Source organism: Streptomyces sp. NPDC096132 (assembly GCF_044763345.1).
In the GTDB taxonomy this organism is placed as follows: Bacteria; Actinomycetota; Actinomycetes; order Streptomycetales; family Streptomycetaceae; genus Streptomyces.
This window is the reverse complement of record NZ_JBIWGA010000029.1, coordinates 103558-111719: the sequence shown is the minus strand read 5'-3', so window position 1 is coordinate 111719 and position 8162 is coordinate 103558. Positions and strand designations below refer to the sequence as shown.

At 71.1% G+C, this 8162-nt stretch carries 10 protein-coding genes and 2 pseudogenes; 7 read left to right on the top strand and 5 right to left on the bottom strand.

Annotated features, from left to right (window positions below):
* The 4 genes and pseudogenes from ACIRF9_RS43355 to ACIRF9_RS43340 all read right to left on the bottom strand — a co-directional run.
* Positions 1-721: pseudogene (locus ACIRF9_RS43355) on the bottom strand (FAD-dependent oxidoreductase); the annotation flags it as partial.
* A gap of 48 nt (positions 722-769) precedes the next feature.
* Positions 770-1096 (bottom strand): rhodanese-like domain-containing protein, encoded by a 327-nt coding sequence (locus ACIRF9_RS43350; RefSeq protein WP_403834385.1) that lies wholly within the window; start codon positions 1094-1096, stop codon positions 770-772.
* 12 nt (positions 1097-1108) lie between these two features.
* Complete coding sequence (locus ACIRF9_RS43345) at positions 1109-1711, bottom strand: sensor histidine kinase (protein ID WP_403834383.1); 603 nt, start codon at positions 1709-1711, stop codon at positions 1109-1111.
* Between the two features lie 77 nt (positions 1712-1788).
* Entirely contained in the window at positions 1789-2478 is a 690-nt protein-coding gene (locus tag ACIRF9_RS43340; RefSeq protein WP_403834381.1) for a response regulator transcription factor, read from the bottom strand.
* Positions 2479-2653: 175 nt separating this feature from the next.
* On the opposite strand from ACIRF9_RS43340, the gene ACIRF9_RS43335 reads away from it, so the two are divergent.
* Both ACIRF9_RS43335 and ACIRF9_RS43330 read left to right on the top strand, forming a co-directional pair.
* The gene (locus ACIRF9_RS43335; RefSeq protein WP_403834378.1) at positions 2654-3007 is read left to right on the top strand and encodes a hypothetical protein; all 354 of its coding nucleotides are present in this window, start codon (positions 2654-2656) and stop codon (positions 3005-3007) included.
* Positions 2977-3120, top strand: coding sequence for a hypothetical protein (locus tag ACIRF9_RS43330; protein ID WP_403834376.1), 144 nt, complete (start codon positions 2977-2979; stop codon positions 3118-3120). Before ACIRF9_RS43335 ends, ACIRF9_RS43330 begins: the two co-directional genes overlap by 31 nt.
* Before the next feature lie 73 nt (positions 3121-3193).
* Here ACIRF9_RS43330 and ACIRF9_RS43325 read toward each other — a convergent pair.
* Positions 3194-3735, bottom strand: a pseudogene (locus tag ACIRF9_RS43325) (alkaline phosphatase family protein); the annotation flags it as partial.
* A gap of 456 nt (positions 3736-4191) precedes the next feature.
* Between ACIRF9_RS43325 and ACIRF9_RS43320 the strand changes: the two are divergent.
* From ACIRF9_RS43320 to ACIRF9_RS43300, 5 genes are all read left to right on the top strand, one after another.
* Complete coding sequence (locus ACIRF9_RS43320; RefSeq protein WP_403834374.1) at positions 4192-4719, top strand: TerD family protein; 528 nt, start codon at positions 4192-4194, stop codon at positions 4717-4719.
* Positions 4720-4946: 227 nt separating this feature from the next.
* Positions 4947-5462 (top strand): hypothetical protein, encoded by a 516-nt coding sequence (locus tag ACIRF9_RS43315; RefSeq protein WP_403834371.1) that lies wholly within the window; start codon positions 4947-4949, stop codon positions 5460-5462.
* 119 nt (positions 5463-5581) lie between these two features.
* Entirely contained in the window at positions 5582-7015 is a 1434-nt protein-coding gene (locus tag ACIRF9_RS43310; protein ID WP_403834369.1) for an SPFH domain-containing protein, read from the top strand.
* Between the two features lie 107 nt (positions 7016-7122).
* Positions 7123-7470, top strand: coding sequence for a hypothetical protein (locus ACIRF9_RS43305; RefSeq protein WP_403834366.1), 348 nt, complete (start codon positions 7123-7125; stop codon positions 7468-7470).
* 152 nt (positions 7471-7622) lie between these two features.
* Entirely contained in the window at positions 7623-8111 is a 489-nt protein-coding gene (locus ACIRF9_RS43300; protein ID WP_403834364.1) for a CBS domain-containing protein, read from the top strand.
* The last annotated feature ends 51 nt before the right edge of the window (positions 8112-8162 follow it).

Here is an 8162-nt window from a genome sequence, read left to right as displayed (position 1 = left end):
CCGTCCCCGTCGACGGCGGTCATCTCCGAGCGCAGCCGCACCTCGATGCCGTACCGGCCTGCCACCTTCTCCAGCACCCGCGACCAGGCGGGCACTTTGAACAGCGCCGGATCGGGGACGACGAGGACGATCCGGATGTCGTCGAGGACCCTTTGCCGGCGCCAGTGGTCGGCGGCCAGGTAGGCGATCTTCTGCGGTGCGCCACCGCACTTCAGCGGGGTCGCCGGATGGGTGAAGACGGCCGTGCCCGAGCGCGTCCGCCGGATCAGCTCCCAGGTGCGCGGGGCGTACTCGGGCGCGTAGTTGCTGCTCACCCCGTCGTGCCCGACGGCCTCGGCCAGGCCCGGCACACCGTCCCAGTCGAGCTGGAGACCCGGCGCCATGACCAGGTGCTCGTAGGTGAGTTCGTGCCGCCGGACAGGGTCACCGTGCGGGCCTTGGGGTCGACGGCCAGGGCGCGTTGGCGGATCCAGCGCACGCCGTCGGGGATTACGGACCCCTCGGGACGGTGGGTCGAGCGCAGGGGGGCCTGGCCGCCTCCGACGAGGGTCCACAGCGGCTGGTACCAGTGGGTGTCGGAGGGTTCGATCAGGGTGATGTCGGTCACGCCGGCGCGGCGCAGGCGGGCGGCGACGCTGACGCCGGCACTGCCGCCGCCGATGACGGCGACGCGGTGGCGACCGGAGATCGGGGCGTCGGTGGGGGAAGGGATGGCGGCCAAGGTGGTACTCCTTTCCAGCTGGCAGCGTGTGCGGGGGCGGACCGGGGGTCAGGCGGCGTGCTCGTGGGAACCGGCCGCGACGGGACGCCCGCCGCGGGCCCAGGCGCCGGTGCCGCCCGCCACGGAGTAGGCGTCGACGCCGCGGGAGGTCATCCAGTCGGCGGCGGTCCTGCTGCGGTCGCCACTGGCGCAGATCACGAACACTGGCCGGTCGGCGGGAAGTTCACCGCACCGGACGGGCACGGTGCGCAGCGGCATCAGGCGCGCGCCGGGGACGTGCCCGGCCGCGTACTCGTCCGCCTCCCGTACGTCGATGACGAGTGCGCCGTCGGCCCAGGCCGCCGCGAACGCTTCCTGTGCCACTTCACGAGCCACTTCGTTGCCTCCTCAATTACCCCCGGGGGTATCTCTCTGGTGAGAGTACGGCGGTCCCGAGGTGAGCGTCAAATACCCCTGGGGGTATTTGCCCCGGGAGGCAACTCGCGGCTCGGTGACGGAGCCCGGACCGAGTCGTGATCCCTGCGGTGCGGGCCTGGGCAGCCGGAGCGTCATCCGCGTTCCGCCGCCCGGCTCGGAGGCCGCGGTGACTGTGCCGCCGTGGGCGGTGACCAGCTCCTTGACGACGGTCAGACCGATGCCGCTGCCGCCCGTGGCGCGAGCGCGGGCGCCGCGCCACAGACGGTCGAAGACATGCGGCGGCTCGTCGGTGGGAATGCCGGGGCCGGTGTCCGCCACCTCCACGCGCGCTTCGGAAGGCGTGGCAGACGTGGTGACAGTGACGGTGTCGGCGGGACGGCAGTGGCGGGCGGTGTTGCTGAGCAGATTGCCCAGGGCATGATGCAGCCGGTCCGCGTCCGCGCGGACCATCAGGGGAACGGGGCTTGGGACAGTGCGCACGGTCAGTCCGGCGGTGCGCAGTTCGGGCTCCCGCTCGGCCGCGGCTGCCTCGGCCAGAGCGGTCAGATCCACCTCGGCCAGGTGCAGGGACACCCGGGCCGACTCCGCCGCGTCGCCCGAGCGGGCCGAGCCCGCCGGGCGGCCACACGCCGCCGCGTGGCGAACGCGGCTCAGGGGTCACGAGACCACCCCAGCCGATAGCCCATGCCCAGCACCGTCTCCACGAGTTCGGGGCCGACGACCCCGAACTTGTGCCGCAGATTCTTCACATGCGAGTCGATCGTCCGCTCGTAGCCGGCGAACTCATAGCCGCGGACCCGGTTGACCAGCTCATAGCGCGAGTACACCCGGCCCGGCACCGACGCGAGCGTGGTCAGCAGACCCCACTCGGTGGGCGTCAGCTCCACCGGCACCCCGTCCAGCACCACCTCGTGCCGGGCCTCGTCTATCCGCAGTCGCCCCTCGCCGTAAGACAGAACCGGTGCCGCGCCCGTCGCCGTCCCCCGTGACCGCTGCAGCACCGCGCCCACCCTGAGCACCACCTCGGTGGGGCTGAACGGCTTGTAGTCGTCGGCGCGAAGCCGCAGTCCGTGGATGCGGTCCTCGACGGTCGTACGCGCGGTCAGCACCACCACCGGCACCCGCCCGCGCTCACGAGCCTCGCGCAGCACCTCGTCCCCGTCCACGTCCGGCAGCCCGAGATCCAGCAGCGCCAGATCGATCCCCGGCTCACCGAGCAGCCGTACGGCCTCGGCACCCGACGCGGTCGTCAGCACCCCGTACCCGGCGCGCTCCAGGTAGCGGCGGAGCAACTCGCGGATCTCCTTCTCGTCCTCGACGACGAGCACGGTGGCGGTCATGTCCCACGTCTACGTGCCGCGCGCCCGCTCCCGGGAGGGGCCGAACAGCCCCAACCCGCCCGGCGGTCGTCTCCATCCCGTCTCCACACGCAGCGCACGGCGACTGCAGGGTCCGGCGCGACGGTGACGGTGCAGGAACGCAAGGACACTCCTGCGGACCCGAAGGAGGTTCGGCATGAAGCGCAACATCAAGATCGCCACGGCAGTCACCGCCGGCGTGCTCGCCATCGGCGGAGTGCTGGCCGTCGGCCCGGCGACCGCGGGCACGGGCGGTGCCGCGTCGGTGGCCGCGCGGACCACGGCCCAGAGTGTGCCGACGGACGCTCAGCACCAGGCCCGCCACCAAGGCGGCCCCACGGACGGCATCCGGCAGTACGACGCAACCTGCAACGGAGCCGCCCCAGCCGAGCGGGGCACCCTGACGGCCGCTCAGAAGGCTGCTGCCAGGGCTCCGGCCAGGCTGTCCTCGCTCTGCTTCAGCAGCCGGGTGCAGGCCGCATGGTCGAGACCGACGACATCGCCGTGCTGACCAAGGCGCTGTCCGGACTCACCGCCCCGGACGCGCACCAGGTGTACACCAACCTGCTCGCCGCCTCCGAGCGGCACCTGGCGGCATTCGAGCACTGGATCGCCGACGAGTAGGGCGAGCAACACAAGACGGTCCCGGCCTGTACCTGGCCGGGACCGTCGGGGCTCCTCGGAGAGAGGCCGGCACCTACACGGCCGCCGTCGGCGTCCCCGCACGCGCCCTGCGGCGGCGCAGCGCGAACACGGTGGTCATCGTGCCGGCGGTCAGCAGACCGGAGCCGACGGTGATCGGCAGGGTCGGCGAGGTGGAGCTCGCGTCGGTGACGTTCTCGGCCCGAGTGGTGGTGCGGGATCGGCTTCACGGACTTGACCGAGCCGTCCGCGTTCAGCAGCACCTGCTTGTTGTTGGGGTGCTTGAAGTCGAACAGGCCCCTCAGGCTGCCCGCCTGCTGGTCGAAGGAGGCGTCACAGATACGGCCGGTGCCCCGGTTGTTCTCGATGAACTTCGTGATCGACGCCTGCTCGGTTGCGGTGTGGTCGACCGGGTTCCCCCTGCTGTAGGGGGAGATGACCGGCAGCGGCTGCCGGGTGCCGGGTCCGCAGCGGTCCGCGTAGCCGCCCGCGGCGGACGGGCCGGCCGAGGGTGGAGTCCCTGGAGCCGTTGAGGACCTTCGAGGTGACGTGGTCGTACCAGCCCTCGGAGTCGTCGTAGGCGACCACGACTGCGGTCACCGGGGCGCCGCCGACGAACAACACGGTGCGCCGCCCGACGACCGGGGCGGGCCTCGGCAGGGCCGGTACGGAACCGGGATCGGCGTCGTGTGCGGCTTCGGGCACGCCGGGCCTCCAGACAGTCGTACGAACGAGGCGGCGCCGACGACCCTAAGCGGGCCGGGGGAGCACAACCGTGTTCGAACCTCGCGGCTTCTTGACGGCGACGGAAGCCGGACCGGCGTTCTCACCGCTCAGGCCGGGCAGGTGGTCGACTACAACTACCGGCCCCTGGTTCGTGCCGCGTGTGCTCTGCGCCGCTCGAACAGCCGGTCCCCCACCGTCCACTGCATGTGTCCGAATGCCGACGGCAGCCGACCTGGAGCGCGGAGGCATCAACGGGGCGACAAGGAACCATACTTGACATGCGGGGACAGCCCGTGATGGCTCGGCAGCGGGAGAGGCAGCAGCACGGTGAGCAGCGGCAGCAAGGGGCTGGGGAAGGTCGAGGTACGGCTGAAGTGGGACCCGAGTCCCTTGCGTCAGCCGCCTCATCACCTCGACATCATTGCGGCGACGTACGCGGCGGATGCGCCGTACGGGCGGCCGGTCTACATCGTCCATTACGACAGCCGTTCGCCGGACGGCACCATCAACATGAGCCGGCACAGCCAGACCGGCCAGGGCTTGGGCTATGTCGAGGCGATGACTCTGGAGCTCGACCGCCTCGCCCCCTCCTTCGCGCGCGTGGTCGTGGGCGTGGCGATCCACCAGAACAGCGGGCCCAAGACCTTCGGGGACCTGTCCAACGCCGGAGTTCTGGTCGTCGAGGGGTACACGGAGCTGCTGAAGGACGACTTCGCGCAGATCGCCGGATCCACGGCCGGGACGGTGGCGGAGTTCACCAGGGACGGTTCCGGGGCGTGGGAGTTCCACGACATGGTCCGCGGGTTCGACAACGACCCGGTGGCCTTCAGCGCGGAGATGGGATCGGCCTCGTAGCGCTGATGGAGCCGCAGCGTGCAGAGCCGTGGCCTGCCGCAGTGTTGGTCAAGGACGCACGGCGCCCCGCCCCGGTGAACGGAGGGGCGGGGCAAGAGATGTGATCTACAGAGTCCGGCATCAAGAGAACGTAAAGATTGCCGGGAACGGGAAATGCCGAGAAGTGCCCGTGCATGTGAACATGCACGCACCGGCACGGTGACGAGGAGGAGAGGCGGTGTGAGCAGGTGGGCTGGTTTCTTGGTCTCGGCATCGGGGGAGTCGTGCTCCTCGCGCTGTCCCTCGTGTTCGACGGCGTCCTCGAAGGACTCTTCGACGGCGTCGGCGTCCTGGACGGTCTCTTCGACGGACTGCTCTCGCTTCCGGTCATCGCCGGGTTCGTGTCCATGCTCGGCTTCTCCGGGGCCATCGCCATGGGCACCACGGGTGTGGGCGCGGTCGGGGCGACCGCGATCGGCACGCCGTCCGGCATCGCCACAGGCTGGCTCGCGTACCACCTGAGCCGAGTGCTGTTGCGTGACCGGTCCGGTGCGGCTCCGCGCGACGACGATCTGATCGGCGCCCCGGGATCCGTGGTCACGGCGATTCCGGCCGACGGCTACGGCGAGGTGCTGGTTCACCTGGCCGGTCAGCCGGTGAAACTCGCCGCGAAGAGTCAGGCGCCGGTGGCCCGGGGGGCCGAGGTCTGGGTGGAGGGCACTCTGTCCCGGACAGCGGTGTCCGTACGCCCCGTGGAGTGCTGACGAAACCGCAGCCCGCTGCCGCTCCCGTCGCACCCCTGCCGGTGTCTGTTCCAGCACGTTCCTTCACCAGTAACCCGTATCGATCCGCCGTCCCCTGGGAGGGCTGAGGGGAATTCGCCATGAGTCCAGTCGTCTTCGCCGTGGTGGGAGTCGTCGTACTCCTCGTCCTGCTCGGCCTGGTCGTCATCACCCGTTACAAGGTGGCCGGCCCGAGTGAGGCGTTCATCGTCACCGGTCGCCGCGGCAAGCAGGCCACCGACCCGGAGACCGGCCGGGTCTTCACCGACAACAGCGGGCAGAAGGTCGTGGTCGGCGGCGGTGTGTTCGTCGTTCCGTTCGTGCAGCAGAAGTTCACCCTCGACCTGTCCTCACGGCACATCCCGGTCGCGGTGCGCGGCGCGGTCACCCTGCGCGGCGTGAAGGCTCACCTCGAGGGTGTCGCGATCGTCAAGGTGGGCGGCACCGAGGACTCGATCCGGGCCGCCGCGCAACGGTTCCTGATGCAGCAGGACGGCATCGTCGGCTTTACCCAGGAAGTGCTTTCCGGTGCCCTGCGTGCCATCGTCGGCCGAATGTCGGTCGAGGACATCATCCGTGACCGCGCCGCCTTCGCGGGCCAGGTCGCTGAGGAGGCCGAGGCGAGCCTGTCCGGGCAGGGTCTCGTGCTGGACGCGTTCCAGATCCAGGACATCACCACCGAGGGCTCCTACCTGGAGGACCTCGGACGTCCCGAGGCCGCCCGCGCCAAGCAGGAGGCCGACATCGCCGAGGCCGTTGCTCGGCGGGCGGCCGAGCAGGCCCGGCTGAAGGCGGAGGAGGAGATCGCCGTCGCGCAGCGGACCTTCGCGCTGAAGCAGGCGGAGATCAAGGCCGAGACCGACGAGGCCGCCGCCCGTGCCGCTGCGGCCGGCCCGCTGGCCGAGGCGGCCCGGCGCCAGGAGGTGCTCGCCGAGCAGGAGAAGGTCGCCGAGCGCCAGGCCGCGCTGACCGACCGCGAGCTGGACACCAAGGTGCGCAAGCCCGCCGACGCCGCCCGCTACCAGGCCGAGCAGGAGGCCGAGGCCCGCCGCATCGCGCTGGTCAAGGAGGCCGAGGCGGCTGCCGAGCGGGCCCGGCTGACCGGTGAGGGCGAGAAGGCCCAGCGCGCGGCGCTCGCCGCAGCGGTGCGTATCGAGGGTGAGGCGGAGGCCGCCGCGATCGGCGCGAAGGGCGCCGCCGAGGCCGAGGCCATGCGGAAGAAGGCCGACGCGTTCGCGCAGTACGGTGACGCGGCGGTGCTGCAGATGCTCGTCGAGGTCCTCCCGCAGGTCGTCGCCAAGGCATCCGAGCCGCTCAGCGCTGTGGACAAGATGACCGTCATCTCCACCGACGGCGCCTCGCAGCTGTCCCGCACGGTCGCCGACAACGTCGCCCAGGGCGTCGAGCTGCTGAGCTCCACCACTGGCGTCGACCTTGCCGAGCTGCTGAAGACCATCACGCAGCGGGCCGGCGGTGCGCAGTCCGAGGCCGCGGCGTCCGCCGAGGCGAACGGCAAGATTGAGATCACCGGCTGACGTTGGTACGGGCAAGGGTGTGAGCCCGGGCTGTTGCCGACCGCCCGGGCCTCTGGGGATGAATGCCGGCGGTGTCTCCGAGCCGCTGCGAAGAGGGAGTGTTGGACGTGTTCCTGTGGGTGTGGGTGGTCGGTTGGTCCGCCTTCGTGCTGCCTCTGTCGATCGCTTCGCTGCGGGGCTGGGCGCCCCGGCGGGTCCGCAGCCGTACGACTTCCTGGGGCATCCGTGTCCGGGGCGTGGCCCTCCTGGTTATGTGGCTCGGCGGGCTGATCGTCCCGCTGGGACGGTGGGGCGGGCTGGTCGGAGGGGACGCGATGTTCCTCCTGCCCGTGGCGGAGGCCGGTCTGTTGCTCTTCGCGGCCGGGCTCATCGCCGGGTCGCAGCTCGGTGACCGGTTCCGGCGGAGCGCCGCGTCCGCGCAGGCCCGTGACCAGGGCATCGGTGTGGAGCCCTGATGGCGTCCCGCCGGCCGGGCCTTGGCCTGTTCTCCCCCTCGCGCTGGTTCTTCCGGTGCCGCCGCGTATGTTTCGCGTCAATGAGCTGGCTCGCTCACCGATGACGTAAGACGGTGGGTACAGCAATCTTCCCAGCAGACGAGGAGTCCGCCATGCGCGCCCGTGACCTGGCGGTCGAGTACGAAACGGTGAGCGTCGACAGCGACGCCCTGGAGGCTGCCTGGCTGATGGCCGAGCACAAGCTGCCGGGCCTGCTCGTGGTGGACGAGCGGGGCGAGCCGAAGGCGGTCCTTCCCGCCTCGCAGATGATCAAGGTGCTCGTGCCCTCCTATGTCGTCGAGGACCCGACACTCGCGGCGGTGGTCGACGAGAAGCACGCCGACCGTCTCTGCCGGGCCCTGGCAGGCCGCCGGGTCGGAGACTGCCTGCCCCACGAGGCAGCCCCGCCACCCATCGCCGGTCCGGACGACACCGCGCTGGAGGTGGCAGCGCTGATGGCGCGGCTGCGCAGCCCGCTCGTGGCGGTGACGGCGGCGAAGGGAAGTCATGGGGAAGGGGGCACCCAACTGCTGGGCGTGATCACGGCCTCGCATCTTCTGCACGAACTCCTCGGGGCGGCGGGAGCACCGGACACCGCTTGAGGGGAGACGCGGCAATCAGCCAGGGGCACCGCTCCCGTGGTGGCACCGGCT

What these genes read in the sequence shown, in the direction of transcription:
- ACIRF9_RS43300 (WP_403834364.1), top strand. Translation starts at nt 7,623, where the DNA reads ATGCGCGCCCGTGACCTGGCGGTCGAGTACGAAACGGTGAGCGTCGAC.
- ACIRF9_RS43340 (WP_403834381.1), bottom strand. Translation starts at nt 2,478, where the DNA reads ATGACCGCCACCGTGCTCGTCGTCGAGGACGAGAAGGAGATCCGCGAG.
- ACIRF9_RS43330 (WP_403834376.1), top strand. Translation starts at nt 2,977, where the DNA reads ATGGTCGAGACCGACGACATCGCCGTGCTGACCAAGGCGCTGTCCGGA.
- ACIRF9_RS43335 (WP_403834378.1), top strand. Translation starts at nt 2,654, where the DNA reads ATGAAGCGCAACATCAAGATCGCCACGGCAGTCACCGCCGGCGTGCTC.
- ACIRF9_RS43310 (WP_403834369.1), top strand. Translation starts at nt 5,582, where the DNA reads ATGAGTCCAGTCGTCTTCGCCGTGGTGGGAGTCGTCGTACTCCTCGTC.